This window comes from Fodinicola acaciae (assembly GCF_010993745.1).
Lineage (GTDB): Bacteria > Actinomycetota > Actinomycetes > Mycobacteriales > HKI-0501 > Fodinicola > Fodinicola acaciae.
The window spans coordinates 1950188-1973191 of record NZ_WOTN01000001.1 but is presented as its reverse complement, the minus strand read 5'-3'; the positions used below and the strand labels follow the sequence as shown (position 1 = coordinate 1973191).

Below are 23004 nucleotides of genomic sequence, written 5' to 3'. Positions count from 1 at the left end.
CTCTGTCTTCGTTGTGCTTCCCATACTGGTCCGCACAAGCGTCGACGGCATCGGACGACGATGCGTATCTTCGCAGCTCAGGCCATACCTAGACGGTGCGTACGCACGTCCGGGCACGCCTAGGTATGCCTAGGTATGCCTAGGACGGCCGGGCCGGGGCGGTGGGGCGGACGGCGAGGGTGACCGTACGGTTGGCCGCCTTCGTCGAGAATGGATTGGCGGTCTGGTCGCCGGTGGTGAGTACGAAGGCGGTCAACGGCCGTCCGCTCGTACGGGCCAGCTCGCGTGCGGCGACCAGGGCACGCGCGAGTGCCAACACCGAGCCGCCCCGCTGGGGACCACCGGCGACGGGCACCGCGTGGCCGATCACCGTGACAGCGGCCGGCAGGCCGCGCAGCTTCGTGCCGACCTGCCGCAGACGCTCAGTGCCTTCGTCGGTAAGGGCGTCCTCGTACGAAAACACGCCTTTGGTGAACCGCACCTCGACCCAGTCGGCGTGTTTGAGCACCTGAACCCCGGGCACCGCCAAGCTCGCCGCCGTGCGATCCACAGCGGCGGCCAGCGCCGCGGCGGCAGCCGCTTTTTGCGCCTTCTCCTGGGCGTTCTGCTGTTGTACGGACCGCATTTGGCTCTGTGCGGCGACGACCCGCGGGTCCGGCGGCGCCGCAGGCAGGGAGTTGACCCAGGTCACGCCACCGGTCACCGCCAAGCCGGCGGCCACGACACCGGCGACCGCCACGCGGCCAGGCTGCCAGAACGGCCGCGCCGACCGGCCCGCGCGGATCCGTGCGATCTCGGCGCGGCCAGGAGCCGTTTCCGGCTCGCCGGCACGGATCCAGCAGGCGTCGGCCTTGTCGTAGTCACCGCGTTGTGCGTGTACGCGTGCGAGCAGGTCGAGGCCGGCATTGTCCAGCCTCGCGCCGTCGAGCAGCTGCAACGCGCGATCGAGATCGCCGGCGCGTGCGGCCGTACGCGCGCGATCGAGGACGAGGTCGATCATCGGCCACCACTTCGCTGCTGGCCAACGCCGCTGCGGCCGCTGCCGGGCGTCGGTTCCGTCACGCCGGGTGGCAGCAGGCGGCGCAGCCGCTGGTTGATGCCTGGCAGCACGCGATAGTTGCCGGCCGCGATGGCCTGCTCGCCTTCCCACAACAGCGTGTCGGCCTGCGCGGACGGCGACATCTGGTCACGCATCCGGCGCAGTGCATAGAAAATCTCCGCGTCCCAGGTGGGGCTGCGCCGTCGTACGTCGAAATACAGCTCGGTCGTGCGTTCGAGCAGCGCGGTCGCGGCGGTGCCGTCGCGGTTGGCGATGGCTTCGCCGGCGCGCTTCTTGATGTTGTCCAGCTCGCGCTGGTCCTCGCCGCGACCGTCGCGCCGCACCTCGTCGGCGCAGTCGGACAGCGCGTCCTGCAGGTCCTTGAACAGCGCCGGCAGCTTGATCAGCTGCTCGACCTCGTCGAGGATGGCCTCGATCTCGCGGATACGCTCGTCGGCGGTGGCGGCCGCGGCGCGGTCGACCCGCGCCGCACGGACCTGTTCCCTGGTGTTTTCCAGCATGTTCTGTTCGTCCAGTTTTGCCAGCGGCGTCAGGGCTTCCGGCGATCCGGACCGCTCGGCCTGTGCGTGCAGCTCGGTGAGCCTGCGCTCGGTGTCGGCGAGCATCCGCAGCAACTCGTCGGGGCTCGGCGGCTCGACCTGGTCGAGGTTGAGCGTCGCCTCGAAAAAGGTGCCGAGGGACGGAATCTCGGCCAACACGGCGACCAGCCGCGAGGTGTCGACCTTCAGCGTCACGTCGATCGGCGTGCCGACCGGCAGGTCGATGCGTACGTCGGTCGGCTTGATCTCCAGCATGCCGATCTCGCGGTTGCGCTCGGCCCGGTTGTTCTCGCCTTCGAAGACCGGGATGCGTACGACGGAGTCGACCATGTCACGGCGCAGCGCGACCGTGGTTTCGAACGGCTGTGTTGTCTCGGCCGGCAGCGGCTTGTTCTTTTCCAGCATCCGTGCGAAAGTGTCGTCGGCGCGGCCGATCCCCAGGGTCTGCGCCAAAACCGGGCCGCCAAACATCGGACCGCCGTGCGTGATGGAAAACGAGTCCGGCCGCAGCAGCTGTGGCCGGCCGGTGCCGTCGACCAGCTGGATAGACACCCGGGTCGTGGTGTCCGGCTGCACCTGCACCTCGGTGAGGAAGGTGCCGTCCGCCCGCAACGGCAGCCGTCCGCTGTCGAAGTCGTGCGGTCGGCCCGGTGCGCGCAACGACACCGAGTACGTCGTCCAGTCCACTGTGGACGCCGTCGACACCCGGCCGCCGACGGTCGGCTGCAGCGTGTCGACGCTCGGCTCGTACGACAGCTCCACAGCGAATTCGCCGGCTTTCGGCGCGGCCATCGGCCGCTCCAGCCGTACGGTGCTGGCGTACAGGGCGGCGCCGCGCGCGACGACGGTCGACGGATCCTGGCTGTGGTCCAACGGAATGCCGAGTCCGTCGCGCGGATCGGCGAGCAGCTCGCGCAGGCCGGGCGCGAGCGTCGGACTGCCGACCAGCAGCAGCCGGTCGATGGTGGCCGGGCTCAGGTTTCCTTCCGCGAGCGCGTTCCGGCAGTGGTTGATCGCCTGCAGATAGAACGGTGTCGCGATCTGCTCCAGCTGCTCTCGTGTCAGCGCGTATTCGAACGCCTCGAGCTCGGACCGGCGGCCAAAGTCGACGAGTACGTCGGTGTGATGCGTTTGCGAGAGCTGGATCTTGGCTTCCTCGGCGGCCTGTTTCATCCGCAGGAACTCGGTCTCCCAGCGCGGATTGTCCCGAGTGAAGTCCGCCAGCCGGTATTCGGCCGCCACGGTCGGTGCGACCAGTCGCTCGACGATCGCCCAGTCGATGAGTTTCCCACCGAGATAGGGATCCCCGGCGTGGTTGAGCACCTGCATCTCGCCGTCCCGCTTGGTGACGATGGCCGCGTCGAAGGTGCCGCCGCCGAGGTCGAAGACCATCCAGTAGGCACGCTCGGACTGGTCGGCGAAGCCGTACGCGAAAGCCGCCGCGGTCGGCTCCTGCACGAGCGGACAGTTCACCGTGAAGCCGGCCAGTTTGGCCGCCTCGTTGGTGGCGTTGGTCTGGTTGAGCGCGAAAGCCGCCGGGACGGTGATGACCGCCGACTCCGGCGGCTGGCCGTAGTCGCGGGCCGCGAACGACCGCAGCGTTTTCAGCACCTCCGCGGAAAGCTCGGTCGGCGTCAGCCGGCGGCCGGAGTTGGCGAAGGCGCGGCCGGCGTTGGCCATCCCCATCTTCAGCTTGAACTCCGCGGCCGCGTTGGCGGGATCGCTGTAGACGTACGGAAGCGCGCTGTCGCCGACCCGCACTTCCCCTTTGCCGCTGATCATCACCGCCGACGGGATGTAGTCGATCCGCCGGTTGCTCCTGATGACCTTGACCTCGCCGTTGTCGACCACCGCGATCGCGCTGTTCGTCGTGCCGAGGTCGATGCCGAAGTCGATGGTGTCACGCACCGCCGTCCCCCTCCTGTGTCTGCTCGAATGGCGGGCCGACCACGATCACCTGGCCCAGCTGGATCCGCTCGTCGCCGAGATAGACCGTCGGTCGTACGGTCTCGGCCACCGTCTCTTTTTCCGCGCCGGCGCTGGTCTCTCTGGCCAGCACCTCCAGCGACAGGCCGGGATGGAACAGCTCGCCGTCGTGGTCGTAGATGACCAGGCCGCCGTCGGCGAGCGTCTGCCGCACCTTGCGCAGATAGTGCTGCGCATGCCGTACGGCCGGGGCCGTGTCGTCGGCGTCCTGGAGTTTTCGCAGCGCTCGCCAGAGATTCGTGGCCGAGACCGCCAGCGCCTCCTGGTCGACCGCGGTGGATTCGGCCGGCAGCACCACCTCCGGAGCCGCGCCGAGGGTGTCGGCCAGCCAGCGTTGCTGTTCCTCGTCCCAGGTCGGCGGTGGGATGCGAAACGCCTTGCGATATCGGTGCTGGCGCACGGATGCGCGCCACTCGGCTAGCCGGCCGGTCACAGTAGTCCTCCGGGGGTTTTCTCGGGATCGAGGTGGACGGCGATCCGGCGGTCCAGCCGGATCCTGGCCCGCAGTGCGATCATTCCGGCGGCACCGGCCGCGATGACCACGACCAGCAGTGCCGGAATCAGGCCGGCGTAACGAAAAGTCATGAGGACGACGCCGGCGGCCACCGCGCCGCCGATCCACCAGTTTCGTTGCCGCGTCGCGCGGCGCTGCTGCTCGTCGGGCAGATGGCTGATCAGCATGACGTCCAACGCCGTACGGAAATCCGGGTCCGTCACCTCGCGTCGCCACTCCGCGAGCAGGGGATAGAGATAGTAGGCGTCGCCGGCGGCTGTCACGCCGTCGATCCACCCGTGTACGGACCGCATGGTCGCCGGATCCGTCCGCTTTTTCGAGGCCGGCTTGGGTTTCCGGCGCGGCGTGGACCGCGGCATCAGCGTACGGTTTTCCAGGATCGAGCAGCGGTCCTCGTCGACGGTGACGAGTTCGAGCGCGGTGTCGAACCATCCGAGGATCTGGTCGGCGAGATCGGCGTCGTAGTCGCCGGCTTTTCGTGCCGCCTCGCCGAGTTCGACAGCGCAGTTGTTCAGCACGACAGCCGCGTCATTGGCGACCGTCGCGGCTCGCCGGTGCGTGACCTCGGCGACGAGCGGACCGATCCGGGCCAGCGCTGGTTTCGCCTTTTCCAGCACCAACTCGGCCGCGTTGTCCGGCAGGTCGTCGTTGAGCAGGCGGCGCGCCTCGTCCGTCGCCGTGACGATGTCGTCCAGGAGCGGCGAAACCATCCTGTCGACCGCGTCCTCGATCAGCTCTGGCGACACCCGCCATGTGCGCAGATGCGGCAGATAACGCTCGTCGTCGGCAGCCATTCGTACGGTGAGGCAGACCAACGCCAACGGCACCGACGCCGCCAGGTCGTCGACAGTTGCCGCATCGAGCCGTGGATCGTCTATGGCCTCCCGGCGGCGCCGCAGATGATCGCGAAGACCGCCGGAAAACAAGAGATTCCAGTGCTTGGCGGCCGCGGCCAACGACTCGGGATCCTCGGTGTTGAACGCTCGTACGGCATCGTCGTGCTCGGCGTGTACGGCCTCAGGACAGCCGCAGTCGGTTGACGACCCCCAAAACCAGAAGATCTCGTGTGCGAGCCGGTCGACCGGCGAGGACATCACCTCGAAGGCGGCGGAAAGCTCCTGCTCTGACGGAAGATCGGCGGCACCGACGCGTACGGCCGACACGAGTTTCTGACGCCGGTTGCGGATGTCGCGGCCGGTGGCCGTGGTCGCCAATCCGGTCACGCGGAAGGCGTTTTTCCGATAGACGTCAACGGTCGCGAGGTCGACGGGGCTCATCCGAGGCCTTCCAGCTTGCCGGCGAGCCAGCCGAGTGCGCCGGCCACGATCATCGCCGGGCAGGCCCAGCCCCAGACCGCGTCGAAGCCGCCGTGGTTGCCGAAAGCCAGCATCACCAGCGCCACCACCAGTGCGATGCCGGCAGGGATCGCGATGACGGTGCCGATGACGCCGATGGCCTTGCCGGTCGTGCTCGCCGCTCGCCGTGCCGTCGCGGTGCGCGCCATGGTGGCGTTTTTCTGGATGGTTTCCAGCGTGTCGGCTTCGAGCGCCAGCTCGAGCGCGGTCGCGAACAGCTGCTGGATCAGGTCACCGCGGCCGTACGGCATCTTCTCGGCGATCGCCAGCGCGCAGTTGTTGAACAACACGGCGATTTTTTCGCGTACGCGCGCCACCACCCGGTGTTCGGCGTGCGGGGCGAGGCGTTCGACCTGACGCAGCGCCGGCAGGACCACATCCTTCAGGCTGTCCGCCGCGTCGACGAGTTTTCCCGCGTCCAGCTGGTTTCCGGCGCGCTGCAGGTGCTCGGTGATCCGGTCCACGTCGCTGGCGACCGTCTCCTCCACGATCGTGCGCAGAGTGTGATTGCCGATGTCCCACTCGGCGGCACGCGACAACAGTTTCGCCGGCTCCGGCGAGGCGATCGCCAGCTGGACAAGGGGACGGATGAGCGTACGCGGCAGCTCGGCGTGCATGGACTGGATGGCGTCCTCGGTGAGCCGAGGATCGTCCAAGGTTTCGATCCGGCGCCGCAGATGTTTCCAGAATCCGGTCCGGTGGAACGCGTCCGACCACTGCCGGGCTGCCTCTGTCCACAATGGACCGCTTGGATCGCCGGACAGCTCGGCGTCCAGGGCACGCGCGTGTGCACGTACGGCCGCGTCATGCGCACTGTGGAGCGCGGGCTCGCAGCCGCATGCCGTGTCGTCTCCCCAAAACCAGAGGAGCTCGTCGACGATCCGCAGCGCCGGATCGCCGATTGTCTCGAACGCGGCACGGATCTGTGCCTCGTCTGGCGTTTCCGGCAGGTGCCACTCGGTCGGCGTGTGACCGCCGAACGCGGCGGCGGTGACGAGCTTCTGCCGGCGTTCGCGTACGACCCGGCCGGTCGCGTCGGTGGCCAGGCCGGTGATCCGGAACGCGTTGCGGCGATAGAGATCCGGCACGGCGCTTTCGCGCATCCGCTGCGCGGTCGTCACATCATCACCCCGCGCCGCCAGAGCAACAGCTTGGCCATGTGCTGGTCGCGCAGCCGAGGTGAGCGGGTGACCGCCTCCTCCATGCGATCCGCGGCCTCCGCCAGCGTTTCCGGTCGCCGCGCCAGTTCGAGCGCCTCGGCCGCCAACCGCTGCGCGCGATCGCTCGGCGCTGGCGTCGGCGGTGTCGCGACCCGTACGCTTTTCGTTTGGCGGTCGTGAAATCGGCGCGCCAACGCGCCGGCGTCGCGCGGTCGCAGCGAAGGCTCCGGCTCGAGCGTCGACATGATGATGTCGTCGAGCTCGGCATCGACCTCGTCGTTGTACGCGCTCGGCGGCAGCGGCGTTTCCTCGAACCGCCTCGTCGATCGCAGCCCGGCCTCGGTCTTTGCCGCGTACGGCAACGAATTCGTGAGCAACAGGTAGGCGATCGTGCCGATCGACCACACATCGCCGGCGCGGCTGTAGCCGTCCTCGCGTACGACCTCCGGGGCCATGAACGCGTACGTGCCCTGTGCACTGGCCAGCAGGCTGACCGGGTCGGCGCGTCTGGCCAGTCCGAAATCGCTGATCCGGACCCGCAGGCCACCGGCGTCATAGCCGACCAGCACGTTGGCGAGCGTGAGGTCGCGGTGGATGATCGGCGGATTTTGGGCATGCGCCACGGCAAGACCGTTGGCCAGTTGCTCGGCGACTCCGACGGCGATGTCGGCCGGCACGATCCCGCGGTAGGAGTCGACCAGCCGTTCCAGGCTGCCGCCGGCCACGTACTCCATCGTGAAGAAGCCGCGCGTGCCGTGGCCGGTGCGCACCGTGCCGGCGTCGAAAAGCCGCACGATGTTGGGGTGGCCAATGGTCGACAGCAGCCGCGCCTCGTCCAGCATCGCCCGCGTCTCGCCGAGAGAGCCGACCCGCTTGAACAGCTTCAGTGCCTGCCAGCCGAGATATTCGTGGCGTACGCGGTAAACCTCGGCGAAGGCACCCTGGCCGAGTGGCCGGTCGACGACCACCGCGTCACTGACCCTGGCCCCCGGCTCCAGCAGGCTCACCGCACTCCCAACGTCCGCGTCGCACACCGCGTCCCCGGCGCGGCGGCACTGCCGCGCCGGGACCCGTCGCAGACGTTAGGTCCAAACCGCCGGGACCCCTCCCCGATGGCAGCAACCTGCGAGGTAAAGAGGGCGTCTGGCCACCACAGTTTCCAGACGCGCTCTCAGGCTTTCGGGACCCTGTCGACGAAGGCCGTCGTGTAGGTCCTCGACAGGTCGATCTCGTCCTTGCGCGGCTTCACGTTCACCGAGAAACCACCGAGGATCCGCAGCACGTTCCGCGCTCCGGCGGGGTCCATCCGGCCGTCGGCGTTGAACATCCCGATGCTGTCGCGGATCGCCTTGACGTACAACGCCTTGCCGCCGGCCGCGTACGACGGCGGCATGGCCGCGGCGATCTGCTCGGCGGTGTGCGACTTGATCCAGCGCAGCGTGGCGACGAACGCGTTGGCCAGTTTCTGTACGGCGTCGGGATATCGCTGCACGATCTCGCATTTCATGTACAACGCGGTCGCCGGATAGAGCCCGCCGAGGGCGGCGCGCGTGCCGGCCTCCGTACGCAGGTCGAGCATGATTTTGCCCTGGCCGCTGGTGGTCAGCTGCGCGACGGTCGGGTCGGTGGTCATGCCGGCGTCGATGCCGCCACTTTTCATGCTGGCGATGAACGTCTGGCCGGCGCCGACCTTGACCGGCGTGTAGTCGTCGACGCCGACCCCGGCCTTGGAAGCCAACGCCTTGGTGAGAAAGTCGGTGGACGAGCCGAGCGAGGTGATGCCGAGCTTGCGGCCGCGAAAGTCGGCCGGGGTCCTGATCCGGTCGGCCTTGCCGGCGGCGACCACCTCGACTTCGCCTGGTACGTCGGCAAACTGGACGACGCTGGTGATGCACTGGTCCTTGGCCTGCAGGTCGATCGTGTGGTCGTAGAACCCGACCACGCCTTGTACGTCGCCGGACAGCAACGCGGTCTCGGCGTTGGCGCCGGACGGCTGGCTCAGCAGCTTCACGTCCAGTCCCTGCGCACGGAAGCCACCGAGCCGCTCGGTCAGCATGGCCGGCAGGTAGATGACCTTCTCCAGACCGCCGACCATGATGGCGATCCGCGGCTTGCCGTCGGCGCCGACCGGCACGACACGCGAGTCGCGACACGCGGTCGCGCCGGTTATCACTGTGATGGCAAGGAAAATCGCGATGAGCATGCGTCGCATGTCAGATCCCCGCGGCCGGGTTGGTGACCATCGACGGCCGCCAGCGCAGCAGCCGGCTCTCCAGCCAGCCGATTCCCCATTCGGCGACCAGCGCGATCACCGTGATGATGATCATCGCCGCGTAGATGCCGGCGGAGTCGAACGTCCCCTGCGCGTTGGCGATCAGCAGGCCGACGCCTTTCTCGGCGCCGGCGTACTCACCGACGACCGCGCCGATCAGCGCGAAGCCGAAAGCCGTGTGCAGCGAGGAAAGGATCCACGAGGTGGCGCTCGGCAGCACGATGGTGGTCAGGATCTGCAACCTGCTGGCGCCGAGAATGCGGGCGTTGTTGATCAGGTTGCGGTCGACCTCGCGCGCTCCGGTGAACGCGTTGAAGAACACCGCGAAGAACACGAGTACGACCACGGTCGCGACCTTGGACGACAGGCCGAGGCCGAACCAGATGATGAACAACGAGGCCAGGACGATACGGGGAACGGCGTTCGCGGCCTTGATGAAAGGCGAGAGCACGTCGGCCAGGTATTGGCTGCGGCCGAGCACCACGCCGAGCAGGACGCCGGCGACCGCGCCGATGACGAAGCCGATGACGGCTTCCTCCAGGAAAATGCCGATCTGCAGCCAGATCGAGCCGAAGTCGGTGCCGATGGTGAACCATTCGTACAGCCGCCGCGCGATCGCCGACGGCTTGGAATAGAAGAACGGGTCGATCCACCAGGTGGCCGTCGCCTCCCAGGCGGCCAGCCAGACCACGATGATGCCGATCCGGGTGGCCCAGGTGGTGAACAGCCGCCGCCGGCGCGCGGCCAGCAGGACGTTTTTCTCGCCGTCGACCGTACGCAGGGTGGGGGAGGCCGTCGAGGTCGTCATGCCGCGCTCCTGTTCCGGCTCGTCTCGACCTCTTCGCGCAGTGACCGCCAGACTTCCCGGTGGATACGCAGAAACTCCTCGGTCAGCCGCAGCTCCTCGACGGCTCGCGGACGCTGCAGCGGCACGTCGAACACCGCCTTGACGGTCGCCGGACTCGCGGTCATCACCACCACTCGGTCGGCGAGCGCGATCGCTTCTTCCAGATCGTGCGTGACAAAGACGACCGCCGCAGACGTACCGGACCAGAGCCGCAGCAGCTCGTCCTGCATCAGGCTGCGCGTCTGTACGTCCAGCGCGCTGAACGGCTCATCCATCAGCAGGATTTCCGGACTGGTGACCAACGTCTGCGCCAGCGCGACACGTTTTCGCATGCCACCGGACAACTGGTGCGGATAGTAGCCCTCGAAGCCGGCCAGGCCCACCCGGTCGATCCAGTCGCGGGCCTTCTCTCGCGCGGGTTTCCTTGCCTCGCCACGATAACGGGGGCCGGCCGCGACGTTGTCGAGCACCGTACGCCACGGCATCACCGCGTCGTTCTGGAACATGTAGCCGACGCCGTCCGGGATGCCGCGCACCGGCTCGTCTCGGACCAGCACGCGGCCGGCCGACGCCGGCTCCAGGCCGGAGATCAGCGACAGCATGGTCGACTTGCCGCAGCCGGTCGGACCGACGACGGCGACGAACTCGCCGGACCGCACGGTCAGCGTCAGGTCACGCACCGCCGTGTGCACGCCACCGCTGGCCGTCGGAAAGCGTTTTGTCGCTTCTGTCAGGATGATCATGGCTCCCTCACCACATGATCGGGGTCACATCTGGCCGGACCGTACGCGCGGTCACCGGCCGATCCCACCTTGTGCGCGTAAACCGAAGCCGTCGCACGTTTCCCGCGTTCTGCGCCTTTTGCTCGGCACTGTGCAGCGGCCGGCCGAGGCGGTACGGTCTGGCCGTCATGGCAGCTCACCGGCGTCCGATGCGGTTCACCTGGCAGATCCTGATCCTGCAGGTGGCGGTGGTCGTGCTGTTGCTCGGCGTCGGGTTCGCGCTCGTCGCGTGGATGATGCGCCACCAGCTGACCGACCAGTTCGGCCAGCGCGCGTTGTCGGTCGCGCACACGGTGGCCGCCGATCCGTCCGTCGCCGCCGCGGTCGCGGAGCGCCAACCTGGTGGCATCGTGCAGCAGCGCGCCGAGCAGTCGCGGCTGGCCACCGGCGCGCTTTTCGTTGTCATCACTGACGATCGCGGCATCCGGCTGGCGCATCCGAACGTCGGCGAGATCGGCCGGCCGGTCAGCACCGACCCGTCGGAGGCGCTGGCCGGCCACGACGTGGTGAGCTCCGTGCAGAACGGCACGCTCGGCCTGTCGGTACGCAGCAAGACGCCGGTGCGCTGGCAGGGCCGCGTGGTCGGCGAGGTGAGCGTCGGCTTCGAGGTCGAGGACGTGTCCGAGCAGTTCACCCGGTTACTCGTTGTGATGTCCCCGTTCGCCGGCGGCGCGCTGCTGCTCGGGGTGGCGGCCTCGGCGTTGCTGACCCGTCGGTTGCGCCGGCTGACGCTCGGTCTTGAGCCGTACGAGCTGGCCGAGATGCTGACCGACCGCGAGGCTGTGCTGCACGGCATCGACGAAGGCGTGCTCGCGGTCGACAAGGACAACCGGGTTTCCATGTACAACTCGGAAGCTGACCGACTGCTCGACCTGCACGGCCTGGATCCGGCAGACGTACGGCTGCCACAGCGGTTGCGCAAGGCGGTGCTGCACGGCCGCCGGGTCGACAACCTGATCACGACAGTTGGCTCTCGCCGGCTGGTGGCCAACGTGCGAGAGGTGCGCCGCGGCGAGCTGCGGCTCGGTGTCGTCGTGACATTGCGTGATCAGACCGAGGTGGAGTCGCTGACCAACGAGCTCGACGCCGTACGCGCGCTGACCGACGGCCTGCGTGCGCAGCGGCACGAGACGGCCAACCGGTTGCACACCTTGTCCGGATTGATGCAGCTCGGTCATTACGACGAGGCTGTCGAATACCTGCAGTTGCTCGCCGGCGAGTCGGTCGAGGCACCGGCCGGCCTCACCGACCCGTACCTGCGCTCGTTCGTGGCCGCGAAAACGGCGGTGGCGCGGGAGGCCGGCGTCGTGCTGCGGCTCGCGCCGGACAGCTGGGTCAGCGGCCGAGTCCGCGATCCGATGCCGGTCACGACCGTCGTCGGCAACCTCGTGGACAACGCGATCCGCGCCGCACGGCTCGGAAAGCGGACGCCACCGACGGTCGAGGTGACCGTGCTCGACGACCGCGACGCGCTGCACGTGTCCATTGTGGACTCCGGTGACGGTGTGCCGGATTCCTTGCGGACGACCGTCTTCGCGGAAGGTGTGTCCACAAAGGATGGCGACGGGCACGGCCTCGGACTGGCGCTCGCCCGGCAGGCTGCCGAGGCGCTGGACGGTCACGTACGGCTGGCCGAAGCGTCCGGGGCCGACCACGGCGCGGTATTCGTCGCGGAGTTGCCAGGTGTGCTGGATGTGGAGGCATCAGGCGGAAAGGAGCACGGATGATCGAGGTTTTGGTGGTCGACGACGACTTCCGGGTCGCCACCGTGCACGCCGGTTTCGTCGCCGCGATCCCCGGATTCTCGGTCGCCGGCACGGCACGTTCCGGCGCGCAGGCGCGTACGAGAATCGCCGAGCTGCGGCCAGATCTCGTGCTGCTGGACGTCTATCTGCCGGACGAGTCGGGGTTGCGCGTGTTGGCGGACCTGGACGTCGACGCGATCATTCTCAGTGCTGCCAACGATCCGCGGTCCGTACGCCAGGCACTGCGGGCCGGCGCGCTGAACTATCTGGTCAAGCCGTTCACCGCCGGCCAGCTCACCGCGCGGCTCACCGCGTACGCGCGTTATCGCGCGCTGCTGGAGAAAAACGACCTGCTGCGGCAGGACGACGTGGACCGTGCCGTCCGCGCGTTGCACGACAACGACCGTGCGCCGGCGCCGAAAGGACAGTCGCCGGTGACCGCGAAGCTGGTGGTCGACCTGTTGCGCAAGGCCGGCGAACCGCGTTCGGCGGTGGAGATCGCCAATGAGCTGGGGATCGCGCGCGCGACGGCGCAGCGCTATCTCGGCGTACTCACCGAAACCGGCGCGGCGCAGGTGGGGTTGCGCTATGGCGCCACCGGCCGGCCGGAGCACGAGTACAGCTGGGTCGGTGACCCGGTCAACGGCTGAAGACGGCTCGGTGGTCGTGGACGAACTGACCGAAGCTGATCGGGTCGCGGCCGGTGAGGTCGCGTACGACGGTGCTGACCTGTTCGGCGCCACCGTCGCGATAGGCGCGATAAACAGCCAACAACGTGTCGGCCGGCGTTCCACGGGCGAGCATGGCGGCACGTGCCTCGTCGTCGGTCTGGCCGTGGAACTCGATGCGACGGCCAAGCGTGGCGGAGAAAACGTCGGCGACCTCCGCATAGGTGAGCGCGGCCGGGCCGGTGATGTCGTACGCGCGTCCCTCGTGGCGCGGCTCCACCAGGACTCGCGCGGCCACCGCGGCGATGTCCCGCGTGTCGACGAAACTGATCGCCGCCGTGCTGGCCGGCAGTGCGAACGCGTCGGTGCGGCGGATCGCGCCGGCGAGCTGGCGCGTGAAGTTTTGCATGTAGAAATTGGGACGCAGGAACGTCCACGCCAGGCCGGAGTCGCGGACGCGCTGCTCGGCGGCGTGGTGGAAGCGGCCGATCGGGGTCAGCTCCTCCGGCGCGCGCCACGCGGACAGCTTGACGATCCGCCGTACGCCTGCCCGCGCGGCCGCGGAGACCAGGTTGCCCTCGTGGTCGGCCTGCGTCGGGCCGCTGACGCTCAGCAGGAAGACCGACTCGACGCCGTCCACCGCCGGCGCGAGTGTATCCGGCCGGGCGAAGTCGATCGTCACGCCGTCGCCTCGCTGGCTGTGGAAGGCGAGGCGGGTCCTCTGGCCGGCCGCGGCCAACTCGGCGGCCAGCGCCCCACCGACGGCGCCACCTGCTCCGGTCACCAGGATCAACGCGCGCTCCTTCGGTCGGTCTTCGCCGACGAGCGTACGGACCGGGTGTGACAGTGGCGAGGTGTTAGCGGAGCGTGATGCGGGTGCCGCGCATGGTGAGCCTTTCCGTCGAGGTCGCCTCGACGCTAGTGTCCGACGCCTTTCACAACCCCTTCACAAGTGCTGCCGGTTTTGAAAGTCGGCCAGCGCGTGCACCTGCCCCCGGGTGGCCGGATAGAGCTCGGTGAAGGCCTGGTAGAGCTCGTCGTACGTGCCGGCGGTGGCCGGATCGGGGTGGATGGTGCGGTCGATGGTGGTCCAGTCGGTGGCTGACGCGGTCAGGCCGGTGCCGATCGCGGCCAGCAGCGCATCGCCGTAGCTCGCCCCGATCGCCTGCCGCGGCACGAGTTGCGGCTGTCCGATGACATCGCTGACGACCTGCGTCCACAGGCCACCCTGGGTGCCGCCGCCGACGGCGACGATCCGGCCGGGGCGGTCGAAAAGCGCGATGATCTGCCGGATGCCGTAGGCGATTCCCTCGTACGCGGCGCGATAAAGATGACCGCGTGTGTGACGCAGGGTAAGACCGGCGATGACGCCGCGCGCCTTCGGGTCGAAATGAGGTGTGCGTTCGCCGGCGAAGTACGGCAGCACCAGCAGGCCGTCGGCGCCGGGTGGTGTCGCGGCCGCTTCGCGTACCAGGTCGGCGAACGGTGTGTCTCCGGTCAGCTGGCGCAGCCACGCGGTGAGGCTGCCGGACGTGGCCATGCCGCCGGCGAGTTGGAAGGAGCCTGGCTCGGCGCCCACGGTCGACCACAGCGGCGGACTCGCGGCGAGTTTGTCGGTGACCTGCAAGAGAAACATCGTCGAGCCGTACATCACCATCAGGTCGCCAGGCTGGCGTACGCCGACACTGAACGCCTCTGCGGTCGCGTCGACGGTGCCGGCGCAGACCGGGATCCCTTGCCGCAGACCGGTTTCGGCGGCGGCCTCGGCGGTCACCGTGCCGACGATGTCGGCCGGCCAGGCAAGCCGGGGCAACGGCGTGTCGCCGCAGATGTCGGCAGACCAGTCCGCGGTCCACTCGCCGGCCTGGATGTCGAAAAGCGGATCGCACTGGCTGGCCGTGTGGAAATCCAGCACGTATTCGCCGGTGAGCTTCGCGACCGCGTACGAGTGCGAATTGTGCCACCTGCGGGTCTTTTCCCACACCTGCGGCTCATGCCGGCGCAGCCAGGCGATCTTCGGCCCGACGGACTGGCTGGACGGCGTCTTGCCGCACCGCTCCCGCAGCCGCCGTGGTCCGTACTTTTCAGTCTGCTCACGGATTTCCTCGGTCGCGCGCGTGTCGATGCCGTAGAGGATCGCCGGCCGCAGCGGATTGTCGTTGCCGTCACAGGGAAGCAGGCACGGACCGACGCCGCTGACACAGACGCCGGCGACCGCGTCGGTGGCCAACTCCCGGCACAGCGCGACAACGTCGCCCCACCAGAGGTTTTCCGCGTCCGCCTCGGCCCATCCCGGCCGCGGCAGGCTCAGCTCGTGCGGCCGGCTGGCGGTCGCGACGAGCTGGCCGTCCGGCGTCGCCAGCACGGCCTTGCTGCTGGCCGTGCCGATGTCAACGCCGAGAAGCAGCTCCGTCATCAGCCGGAGTATAGGCATCCGGCCGAGTTTTCCGGATGTTCCGGCGATTCGTCGCCGTCGTCAGGCCGGGATGAGGGAGACCTTGATGGAGCTGCCGCCGTCGGCGACCAGGTCCAGCCCCTCCTGGAACCGCTCGACCGGCAGCTGGTGCGTGCAGATCCGGTCCATCGGCAGCCGGCCCGACTCGATCATCCGGATGGCCGACGGCCACGAGTACGGTCCGAGGTGCGCGCCGCGTACGTCCAGCTCCTTGTCGTCGCTGATGATGCTCCAGTCGACCGTCACCGGCTCGCGGAACACGCTGTATTCCACGAAAGTGCCGAGCTTGCGGAGCAGGTTGAGGCCCTGCGGCACGGCGGACGGATGGCCGGTGCCGTCGATATAGACGTCCGCGCCATAGCCTTCGGTGAGGTCGCGGACCAGCTCGCCGGGGTCGTTCTCGGCGATGTTGACGGTCAGATCCGCGCCGCACAGCCGGGCCAGCTCGAGTTTCGCCGGCGCCACGTCCAACGCGATGACGTGCGCCGGGTTTTTCGCCGCTGCGGCGGCCACCATGCCGAGTCCGATCGGACCGCAGCCGGCGATCACCACGACATCCTCGAAATGGATGTCGGCGCGTTCGACCGCGTGCACGGAACAGGAAAGTGGCTCGGTGAAGGCCGCGTGGGCCGGCGGCAGGTCTTTGGACACACGGTGCACCAGAGCGCCGGCCGGATAGATCATGTACGAGGCCATGGCGCCGGGCGTACGCCTCTTGAAGCCATAGATGTCGTGTGGTGCGCACATCCAGTACTGGCCGCGCCGGCAATAGCGACACTGCCAGCACGGCACGATTTGCTCGGAAACAACGCGATCGCCGACGTCGACCCCCCATTTCCTCGCGGCGGCGTCATCGATGTCGACCACCTCGCCGACGAACTCGTGGCCGGGGATGACCTCGGTTTCGGCCCATGCCGGCCGATTGTCGTCACCCCAGAACTTGGCCGCGCCGTGATAGCACTTCAGGTCGCTCGCGCAGATGCCGACCGCCTCGACGCGTACCAGCGCCTCGCCGGGTCCGATGCTCGGACGCCGCACCTCCTGCAGCCGGTAGTCGCGAGGTCCGTGGCAGACCACGGCCTGCATGGACTCGGTCGCATTTCTCGGCACCACGCCTCCTTGAAGCCGGTCTGTCCGGGTCTGGGGTTGCTTTGTGGCGGGGCTCACTATAAACAGAGGGGGAACCGATGTCCAGAACGAATGTTCACCTGAGCGGACCGCGGTTTGCCTGCGGAAAGGGAGTGGCCGGTGGCTACGCTGGGACCCATGCCTGAGGGTGCTGGCCAGTCCGTCGCGGCTGTCCCGCGCTTCTCTCCGCAGCAGATGTACGCGGCCGCGCAGCTCTACTATCTGGCCGACGCCACCCAGGCCGAGATCGCCGAGCGATTGGGGACCAGCCGCGCGACGGTCAGCCGGCTGCTGTCGGAAGCGCGCCGGCAGGGGATCGTCCGCATCGAGGTCGTCGAGCCGGTCGCGGTCAGCACGGCGGAGCTGGCCGCCGAGGCCGCGTCCGTGCTGGGGATCGACGCCGTCCACCTGTCGCCGTTCAGCGCCGAAGGTGCGCTCGGCACCGTGCTCGCGCCGGTTTTGGCCGCGGTGCTGGCAAACCTGGGGTTGGCGGCCGGCGACAGCGTGCTTGTCTCCTCCGGTCGTACGGTTTTCGAGGTCGCGCAAAGCGGACTGCCGTCGTTGTCCGGCGTGCGGGTGGCGCCGACGGTCGGCGGCCAGGACGAGCCGGAAGCGTGGTATCAGACCAACGAGATCACCAGGATGGTCGCCGCCAAGGTCGGCGGCACGCCGAGTTTTCTGTACGCGCCGGCACTTCCCGGTCCCGAGCTGCATGAGCGGCTGCTGGAGGACCCGTCGATCAAAGGCGTACTGGAGCTGTGGAGCAGAGCCAAATGCGCACTGCTCGGCGTCGGCGCGCCGCCCACCACCAACCGCGCGCTGCCGAAGTTCGTGCCGATCGACGCGGTGAGCGAGGCGGTCGGCGACATTTGTTCGCGTTTCTACGATCGCGCCGGCGAGGACGTGCCTTTTCCCGGCAGCGAACGGCTGATGGCGACCAGCCTGGAGCTGTTACGCCGGATCCCGGCCAGCATCGCGTTGGCGGTGGGGGAGGAGAAGGTCGGCGGCCTGATCGCCGGTGCGCGCGCCGGCTATTTCAACCAGCTGGTCACCGATCCGCCGACCGCGGCCGCCGTCATCGCGGCTGGTGCCTGATGCCGGCAGATTTCAGCTACGACGCGCTGCCGGGCCGAGTCGTTTTCGGTGCAGGCAAAGCACGCACGGCGTTGGCCGCCGAGACCAAGCGGCTCGATGGCGAGCGCGTACTCGTCATCGCGTCCAACCGCGACCGCGCCCTTGTCGACGAACTCGTCGCACCACTTGGCGACCGGCTGGCAGGTGTGTTCAGCGGCATCGGCCAGCACGTGCCGATCGAGGTGGCCACCGCCGCCCGCGACCGCGCCGAAGAACTCGACGTCGACTGCCTGCTGTGCATCGGTGGCGGCTCGGCGATCGGCGCCGCCAAAGCGATCGCGCTCGACCGGCCGGTGCCGATCGTCGCGGTGCCGACGACGTACGCCGGCTCGGAGATGACACCGGTCTGGGGGTTGACCGAAGGCGGCCGGAAAACCACTGGCCGCGACCCGAACGTGTTGCCAGCCACCGTTGTCTATGATCCGTTGTTGACTTTGTCTTTGCCGGCAACGATCAGCGCACCGAGCGGCGTCAACGCCATCGCGCACTGCGTCGAGGCGCTGTGGGTGCCGGCCACCAGTCCGGTCGCCGGATTGCTTGCGGAGGAAGGCATCCGCGCGCTCGGCCGGAGTTTGCCCGCTGTCGTCGCGAATGGCGACGACGTGGAGGCGCGTACGGACGCACTCTATGGCGCCTATCTGGCCGGGGCCGCCTTCGCGGTCACCGGATCCGGCCTGCACCACCGGATCTGCCACCTGCTCGGTGGCAGTTTTGGCCTGCCACATGCGCAAACGCACACGATCGTGCTGCCGTACGTGGTGGCCTTCAACGAGCCGGCCGCGCCGGAGGTGATGCGCCGGATCGCCGCCGCGCTCGAGGTTTCGTCGGCACCGCGCGGATTACAGGAGCTGACACGGCGTCTCGGCACACCGCGGAGCCTGCGCGAGATCGGCCTGCGTGATGTGGACGCGGCGGTGAAGTTGTTGCTGGAAAAGGACTTCAGCGACAACGTGCGGCCGGTGACCGAGGCCGGCCTGCGCACGATCATCGGCCACGCGTACGACGGCACCGCCTTGCCCTGACCTCGTATGCTGTCCGCGGGGCAGCCTACGGGCCGATGGGATGGTGTTGTGCGCGTTGCCGTCGTACGCGTTGTGGCTCTGTTGCTCGGAATCGTGGCGATCGCGATCGCGGTCAGCGTTCAGCTGTCCCGTGGTCCGGTGCAAGGCGTGCTGGCCTATCGGCGAGCGCCGGACTGCGCCGCCGGATCGGAGAAAGCCGGCTGCCTCGGCTTCGAGGCCGGCCGCATTGTCGACAAGGACACGTACGAGACCGGTGGCGGTGGTGGCAGCGCGACCGATCCGCCGGATCCGCCGGTCACGCATTACGAGGTGACCATCCGCCGGGTTTCCGGGACGACCGAGACCAAGGAGGTCGACTTTGGCTTCTACGATGCGGTGAAATCCGGTGACGCGGCGAGACTTCGGGTGTGGCAAGGTGCGATCGTACGAGTGAGCGCGGCCGGTCACGAGCAGTCCTTCCAGGCGCCGGCGTCCACGGCGCTGGTGTGGACGCTGCTGGTCGGCTGGCTCGGTGCCGGCCTGTTGCTGTGGGTCGTGGTCGGCGGCGGCGCGCTCGGCAGCCTGTTCGGTCCGCTGGGTTTTCGCGTGGTCGGCTGGATTTTCCTCGGCCTGGTGTTGAGCTGGATCCCGGACGTGGTGCTCGGCGCCGGCTACGGCTTTTGGGACTGGTTCTGGCGGATGGCGTTCACGCTGTTCGCCGGCGGCATCGCGGTCGCCTTCATGGTCGCCGGCGACACTTACTACGACGGCGAGCCGCTCTATCGACGGCTTTTCCGCCGGCGAAAGCGTGGCCGGGTCAGCCGTTGGTGAAATGCTTCACCAGGGCGGCGAGGCCCGCGGCGTAGACACCGTTGGCGAACAGGCTGGTCATCGCCTCCTCGTCGGCGGCCTCCGAGTCGTACAACCCGGTCCACTCGGCGAAGGTCTGGTCGCCGGCGGTCACCGGCGCGAGCCGGATCGTGGAGTAATAGCTGCGCACCGGAAACGGACTCTCGACGAAAACGTACGAGTAGGTGTGCTCGTCGTTGTCCAGCGACACCAGCCGCTCGACGACACGGCCGCCGTCGCCGAGGGTCAGGTCGCGTACGGCGCCGATCTCGGCCGCGCTGGCGCCGGCGGTCAGCTTGCTGTCGGTGATCGCCGGATGCCAGCTCGGCAGGCCGTTGAAGTCGCTGACCAGGTCCCAGACCGCCTCGACCGGGGCCGGGATGACCGCGCTGGAATAAGCCTTCGGCATTGTCGTCACCTTCCGCGTACGGTGTGTTTCCCGCAGTCTGCCAGAGATCACTGTGGCTCAGCCGACAGTCGGGACTGTGAACCGGTCCGGCCGGGTTGGATGGTTTACGGACCGACGAAAGGTGGCGTATGAGCGCGGTCGTTGACACGCATCCGTTGGACAATCCGGCGTGGCTGGCGATGACGGGGTCGCAGGCCGCCTGCGCCGAGGTGCGTGGACACGCGGCGCGTTTCCGGCCGGACGTGTCGCCGTTCGTCGCGCTGGCCGACGAGTCCGGCTGGCCGGATCTCGCCGCGCTCGTCGGCGCCGGCGGCCTGGCCGTACTCGCCGGAGTGTCGCCGTCGGTGCCGGACGGCTGGCGGCAGCTGAGCCAGGTCGCCGGTGTGCAGCTGGTCGACGTGGCGATGGAGGCGGAGCCGGCGCCCGAGGCCGTCCGGCTCGGTGTCGACGACGTGCCGGAGATGCTGGACCTGGTCGAGCGTACGCAGCCGGGCCCGTTCCGGCCGCGCACCGTGGAGCTGGGGACCTATCTCGGCATCCGGATCGACGGCGCATTGGTCGCGATGGCCGGCGAGCGGATGCGGCCGCCGGGATGGACCGAGATCAGCGCGGTGTGTACGGACCCGGCCTACCGCGGCCGCGGACTGGCCGGCCGGCTGGTGCGCGCGGTGGCGTACGTGATCCGCGAGCGCGGCGACGTGCCGTTTCTGCACACCGGGGCGGCCAACGAGGGGGCGATCCGGCTCTACGAGTCGCTCGGCTTCAAACGCCGCCGCGAGGCGATGTTCACGGCTCTCACGGCACCGGACTGACCGCGGCGGTCGTCAGCGGACTCCGCGCGGCCGGAACTGGATGCTGATCCGCGGCCCGACCGGTCTGGCCGTCTTCGGGATCGCGTGTTCCCAGGTGCGCTGGCAGGAGCCGCCCATCACGATCAGGTCGCCGTGACCGAGCGCGTGCTTGATGATGTCGCCGCCGCCGCGCGGTCGCAGCAACAGCTGTCGCGGCGCGCCGACCGACACGATCGCGACCATGGTGTCCTGCGTACGGCCGCGGCCGATGGTGTCGCCGTGCCACGCGACGCTGTCCCGGCCGTCGCGGTAGTAACACAGGCCGGCCGTGCGGAACGGCTCCTTCAGCTCGTCGGCGTAGTGCTCGGACAGCACGTCTCGGGCCTGCGCCAGGACTGGGTCGGGGAGATCCTGGCGTTCCTGGTAGAAGCACAGCAGCCGCGGCACGTCGACGACGTTGTCGTACATCTGCCGGCGCTCGGCGTGCCACGGCACGTCCCGCAGCAGCCGCTCGAACAGCACGTCGGCGCCGGTCAGCCAGCCCGGCAGCACGTCGACCCAGGCGCCGCGGCTCAGCGCCGTGCGGCGTACGCCGGCCAGCGACCCAAGGCCGACCACCGCCTCGTCGAACAGACTCGCCTGCAACATATGTACGATCGTACACCTGTTCTAGGGAATCGCGGCGGCTTTGGACTCCAGATAGCGCTGTTCGGGGATGCTGGTCGTACGCCGCGCCGCCTGTTCGTAGAGCCGCCGCGCGGCGGCGAGGTCACCGGCCATCTCGTGCAGGTGGGCGCGTACGGCGTCGAGGCGGTGGTGCTCGACCAGCCGGCTGTCGGCCTCCAGTGGCGCCAGCAGCTCCAGCCCGGCGCGCGGTCCGGAGACCATCGCCACCGCGACGGCGTGGTTGAGCCGCACCATCGGGTTGGGCGCCATCCGTTCCAGCAACTCGTAAAGTGCCACGATCTGCGTCCAGTCGGTGTCCTCGGCACGCGGGGCCTCGTCGTGGATGGCGGCGATGGCGGCCTGGAGCTGATACGGGCCTAGCGGCGCGGACGCGAGCGTACGCTCGACCAGCGCGACGCCTTCGGAAATCGCCGCGGAGTCCCACAAAGTGCGGTCCTGCTCGGCCAGTGGCACGAGGCTGCCGTCGGCGCGCGTACGGGCCGGCCGTCGCGCGTCGGTCAGCAACATCAGTGCCAGCAGGCCGGAAACCTCGCCGTCGTCCGGAAGCTGTGCGCGTACGGCCCGGGTCAGCCGGATCGCCTCGGCGGTCAGTTCGACACGGTGCAACGACTTTCCGGAGGTCGCCGTGTAGCCTTCGTTGAAAATCAGGTACAAAACGTGCAGGACGATCCGCAGCCGCTCGGCCAGCTCGGCCGCCGGCGGCAGCTGGAAACGCGCGCCGGCCGCCTTGATTTTCTGTTTGCCACGGCTGATCCGCTGACCCATGGTGGAATCCGGCACCATGTAGGCGCGGGCGATCTCGCCGGTCGTCAGGCCGCCGACCGCTCGCAACGTCAGCGCGATCTGCGAGGCGGCGGAAAGCGCCGGGTGACAACACAGAAACAGCAGCGTCAAGGTGTCGTCGGAGTCGTACGGCACCGGGGTAGCGGCGTCCTCCATCAGCGCCACGGCGGCCTCGCGGCGCTGCCGGGCGACCTCGCTGCGGATCTGGTCGGTCAGCCGGCGCGCGGCGACGGTCACCAGCCAGCCGCGCGGACTTTCCGGGATGCCATCGGCTTTCCATTTCTGCGCGGCGGCCAGCAAAGCCTCCTGGACCGCGTCCTCGCAGGCATCGAAAGCGCCATAGCGCCGGACCAGCGTGCCGAGGACCCGCGGCGCCAGCTGACGCAGCAGGTCCTCGATCTGGCGCAGGGATGCGGGGGTCACATCTCCATGCCGGCCTCGTCCATGATCGGCCGTACCTCCACTCCACCCTGCCGCGCGTCCGGGAACCGCGACGCCAGCTCCGTCGCCCGCTCGATGCTGTCACAGTCGACCACGAAATAGCCGGCCAGCTGCTCTTTCGCCTCGGAGAACGGTCCGTCCGTCGGATCGTCGGCGAGATGGACGAAACGGCCCGTCGACGGCGCCGCCAACGCGCCGCTGGTGACCAGCTCGCCGCTGTCGTGGATCTCGTCCATCAGCTCGCCGAACTGCTTGAGCCGGCGCGCGCGTTCGTCGTCGGACAGCTCCTCGTCCTGGTGGAGAAACATCGGATGGCCCCAGACCTTGGGGTTGCTGTAGATGAGCAGCAGGTATTTCACGGTCGTCCGCCTTCGCTCGGGGTCGTCGGTCGCTGATAC

Annotated in this window: 22 protein-coding genes; 6 read left to right on the top strand and 16 right to left on the bottom strand. The window is 68.7% G+C overall.

Going from position 1 to position 23004, the window contains the following annotated elements; all coding sequences use genetic code 11:
- Positions 1-139 precede the first annotated feature (139 nt).
- The 9 genes from GNX95_RS09200 to GNX95_RS09160 all read right to left on the bottom strand — a co-directional run bounded on the left by GNX95_RS09200 (position 140) and on the right by GNX95_RS09160 (position 10476).
- Complete coding sequence (locus GNX95_RS09200) at positions 140-1000, bottom strand: tetratricopeptide repeat protein (RefSeq protein ID WP_163506688.1); 861 nt, start codon at positions 998-1000, stop codon at positions 140-142.
- A complete protein-coding gene (locus tag GNX95_RS09195) occupies positions 997-3507 on the bottom strand; it encodes an Hsp70 family protein (RefSeq protein WP_163506687.1) in 2511 nt (836 codons plus the stop codon). Before GNX95_RS09195 ends, GNX95_RS09200 begins: the two co-directional genes overlap by 4 nt.
- Positions 3500-4018, bottom strand: coding sequence for a hypothetical protein (locus tag GNX95_RS09190; protein WP_163506686.1), 519 nt, complete (start codon positions 4016-4018; stop codon positions 3500-3502). Before GNX95_RS09190 ends, GNX95_RS09195 begins: the two co-directional genes overlap by 8 nt.
- Complete coding sequence (locus tag GNX95_RS09185) at positions 4015-5376, bottom strand: hypothetical protein (protein ID WP_163506685.1); 1362 nt, start codon at positions 5374-5376, stop codon at positions 4015-4017. The genes GNX95_RS09190 and GNX95_RS09185 overlap by 4 nt, the downstream gene beginning before the upstream one ends.
- Positions 5373-6575, bottom strand: a complete 1203-nt coding sequence (locus GNX95_RS09180) for a hypothetical protein (RefSeq protein ID WP_163506684.1) — start codon at positions 6573-6575, stop codon at positions 5373-5375. The genes GNX95_RS09185 and GNX95_RS09180 overlap by 4 nt, the downstream gene beginning before the upstream one ends.
- Complete coding sequence (locus tag GNX95_RS09175; RefSeq protein ID WP_163506683.1) at positions 6572-7621, bottom strand: serine/threonine-protein kinase; 1050 nt, start codon at positions 7619-7621, stop codon at positions 6572-6574. Before GNX95_RS09175 ends, GNX95_RS09180 begins: the two co-directional genes overlap by 4 nt.
- A 164-nt stretch (positions 7622-7785) precedes the next feature.
- Positions 7786-8826: an ABC transporter substrate-binding protein gene (locus GNX95_RS09170; RefSeq protein WP_246281552.1), complete on the bottom strand. Its 1041-nt coding sequence runs from the start codon at positions 8824-8826 to the stop codon at positions 7786-7788.
- A 1-nt stretch (position 8827) separates the two neighbouring features.
- Entirely contained in the window at positions 8828-9694 is an 867-nt protein-coding gene (locus GNX95_RS09165) for an ABC transporter permease (protein ID WP_163506682.1), read from the bottom strand.
- The gene (locus tag GNX95_RS09160) at positions 9691-10476 is read right to left on the bottom strand and encodes an ABC transporter ATP-binding protein (RefSeq protein ID WP_163506681.1); all 786 of its coding nucleotides are present in this window, start codon (positions 10474-10476) and stop codon (positions 9691-9693) included. The genes GNX95_RS09165 and GNX95_RS09160 overlap by 4 nt, the downstream gene beginning before the upstream one ends.
- Positions 10477-10643: 167 nt before the next feature.
- On the opposite strand from GNX95_RS09160, the gene GNX95_RS09155 reads away from it, so the two are divergent.
- A complete protein-coding gene (locus GNX95_RS09155; protein ID WP_246281551.1) occupies positions 10644-12242 on the top strand; it encodes a sensor histidine kinase in 1599 nt (532 codons plus the stop codon).
- Positions 12239-12910 (top strand): response regulator, encoded by a 672-nt coding sequence (locus GNX95_RS09150; protein WP_163506680.1) that lies wholly within the window; start codon positions 12239-12241, stop codon positions 12908-12910. The genes GNX95_RS09155 and GNX95_RS09150 overlap by 4 nt, the downstream gene beginning before the upstream one ends.
- On the opposite strand, the gene GNX95_RS09145 is transcribed toward GNX95_RS09150, so the two are convergent.
- From GNX95_RS09145 to GNX95_RS09135, 3 genes are all read right to left on the bottom strand, one after another.
- Positions 12900-13712 carry an NmrA family NAD(P)-binding protein gene (locus tag GNX95_RS09145; RefSeq protein WP_246281635.1) on the bottom strand — a complete coding sequence of 271 codons (813 nt, stop codon included), beginning with the start codon at positions 13710-13712 and terminating at the stop codon, positions 12900-12902. The two genes, GNX95_RS09150 and GNX95_RS09145, sit on opposite strands and share 11 nt — an antisense overlap.
- A 162-nt stretch (positions 13713-13874) precedes the next feature.
- A complete protein-coding gene (locus tag GNX95_RS09140) occupies positions 13875-15344 on the bottom strand; it encodes an FGGY-family carbohydrate kinase (RefSeq protein ID WP_163506678.1) in 1470 nt (489 codons plus the stop codon).
- 60 nt (positions 15345-15404) lie between these two features.
- On the bottom strand, positions 15405-16469 hold the full coding sequence (locus tag GNX95_RS09135; RefSeq protein ID WP_163507937.1) for an alcohol dehydrogenase catalytic domain-containing protein: 1065 nt from the start codon (positions 16467-16469) through the stop codon (positions 15405-15407).
- A gap of 180 nt (positions 16470-16649) precedes the next feature.
- Between GNX95_RS09135 and GNX95_RS09130 the strand changes: the two genes are divergently transcribed.
- Genes GNX95_RS09130 through GNX95_RS09120 form a run of 3 tightly spaced genes read left to right on the top strand, consistent with a single transcriptional unit; the run spans position 16650 to position 19477 of the window.
- A complete protein-coding gene (locus GNX95_RS09130) occupies positions 16650-17606 on the top strand; it encodes a sugar-binding transcriptional regulator (protein WP_163506677.1) in 957 nt (318 codons plus the stop codon).
- Positions 17606-18667, top strand: coding sequence for a maleylacetate reductase (locus GNX95_RS09125; protein WP_163506676.1), 1062 nt, complete (start codon positions 17606-17608; stop codon positions 18665-18667). Before GNX95_RS09130 ends, GNX95_RS09125 begins: the two co-directional genes overlap by 1 nt.
- 48 nt (positions 18668-18715) lie before the next feature.
- The gene (locus tag GNX95_RS09120) at positions 18716-19477 is read left to right on the top strand and encodes a hypothetical protein (RefSeq protein WP_163506675.1); all 762 of its coding nucleotides are present in this window, start codon (positions 18716-18718) and stop codon (positions 19475-19477) included.
- Here GNX95_RS09120 and GNX95_RS09115 read toward each other — a convergent pair.
- Entirely contained in the window at positions 19464-19904 is a 441-nt protein-coding gene (locus GNX95_RS09115) for an SRPBCC family protein (RefSeq protein ID WP_163506674.1), read from the bottom strand. The genes GNX95_RS09120 and GNX95_RS09115 overlap by 14 nt on opposite strands.
- 128 nt (positions 19905-20032) lie before the next feature.
- On the opposite strand from GNX95_RS09115, the gene GNX95_RS09110 reads away from it, so the two are divergent.
- Positions 20033-20716 carry a GNAT family N-acetyltransferase gene (locus GNX95_RS09110; RefSeq protein ID WP_163506673.1) on the top strand — a complete coding sequence of 228 codons (684 nt, stop codon included), beginning with the start codon at positions 20033-20035 and terminating at the stop codon, positions 20714-20716.
- A gap of 12 nt (positions 20717-20728) precedes the next feature.
- Here the strand turns inward: GNX95_RS09110 and GNX95_RS09105 are convergent, their stop codons facing one another.
- Genes GNX95_RS09105 through GNX95_RS09095 form a run of 3 tightly spaced genes read right to left on the bottom strand, consistent with a single transcriptional unit; the run spans position 20729 to position 22965 of the window.
- The gene (locus GNX95_RS09105) at positions 20729-21343 is read right to left on the bottom strand and encodes an alpha-ketoglutarate-dependent dioxygenase AlkB (protein WP_163506672.1); all 615 of its coding nucleotides are present in this window, start codon (positions 21341-21343) and stop codon (positions 20729-20731) included.
- A gap of 21 nt (positions 21344-21364) precedes the next feature.
- A complete protein-coding gene (locus GNX95_RS09100; RefSeq protein WP_222853472.1) occupies positions 21365-22588 on the bottom strand; it encodes an RNA polymerase sigma factor in 1224 nt (407 codons plus the stop codon).
- Positions 22585-22965: a YciI family protein gene (locus tag GNX95_RS09095; protein ID WP_163506671.1), complete on the bottom strand. Its 381-nt coding sequence runs from the start codon at positions 22963-22965 to the stop codon at positions 22585-22587. Before GNX95_RS09095 ends, GNX95_RS09100 begins: the two co-directional genes overlap by 4 nt.
- Positions 22966-23004: the final 39 nt, after the last annotated feature.

Bases quoted from the DNA above. Each gene is read 5' to 3' on its own strand.
- GNX95_RS09200 (WP_163506688.1), bottom strand. From the start codon at position 1,000: ATGATCGACCTCGTCCTCGATCGCGCGCGTACGGCCGCACGCGCCGGC.
- GNX95_RS09185 (WP_163506685.1), bottom strand. From the start codon at position 5,376: ATGAGCCCCGTCGACCTCGCGACCGTTGACGTCTATCGGAAAAACGCC.
- GNX95_RS09170 (WP_246281552.1), bottom strand. From the start codon at position 8,826: ATGCGACGCATGCTCATCGCGATTTTCCTTGCCATCACAGTGATAACC.
- GNX95_RS09165 (WP_163506682.1), bottom strand. From the start codon at position 9,694: ATGACGACCTCGACGGCCTCCCCCACCCTGCGTACGGTCGACGGCGAG.
- GNX95_RS09160 (WP_163506681.1), bottom strand. From the start codon at position 10,476: ATGATCATCCTGACAGAAGCGACAAAACGCTTTCCGACGGCCAGCGGT.
- GNX95_RS09155 (WP_246281551.1), top strand. From the start codon at position 10,644: ATGGCAGCTCACCGGCGTCCGATGCGGTTCACCTGGCAGATCCTGATC.
- GNX95_RS09150 (WP_163506680.1), top strand. From the start codon at position 12,239: ATGATCGAGGTTTTGGTGGTCGACGACGACTTCCGGGTCGCCACCGTG.
- GNX95_RS09140 (WP_163506678.1), bottom strand. From the start codon at position 15,344: ATGACGGAGCTGCTTCTCGGCGTTGACATCGGCACGGCCAGCAGCAAG.
- GNX95_RS09135 (WP_163507937.1), bottom strand. From the start codon at position 16,469: ATGCAGGCCGTGGTCTGCCACGGACCTCGCGACTACCGGCTGCAGGAG.
- GNX95_RS09130 (WP_163506677.1), top strand. From the start codon at position 16,650: ATGCCTGAGGGTGCTGGCCAGTCCGTCGCGGCTGTCCCGCGCTTCTCT.
- GNX95_RS09125 (WP_163506676.1), top strand. From the start codon at position 17,606: ATGCCGGCAGATTTCAGCTACGACGCGCTGCCGGGCCGAGTCGTTTTC.
- GNX95_RS09115 (WP_163506674.1), bottom strand. From the start codon at position 19,904: ATGCCGAAGGCTTATTCCAGCGCGGTCATCCCGGCCCCGGTCGAGGCG.
- GNX95_RS09110 (WP_163506673.1), top strand. From the start codon at position 20,033: ATGAGCGCGGTCGTTGACACGCATCCGTTGGACAATCCGGCGTGGCTG.
- GNX95_RS09105 (WP_163506672.1), bottom strand. From the start codon at position 21,343: ATGTTGCAGGCGAGTCTGTTCGACGAGGCGGTGGTCGGCCTTGGGTCG.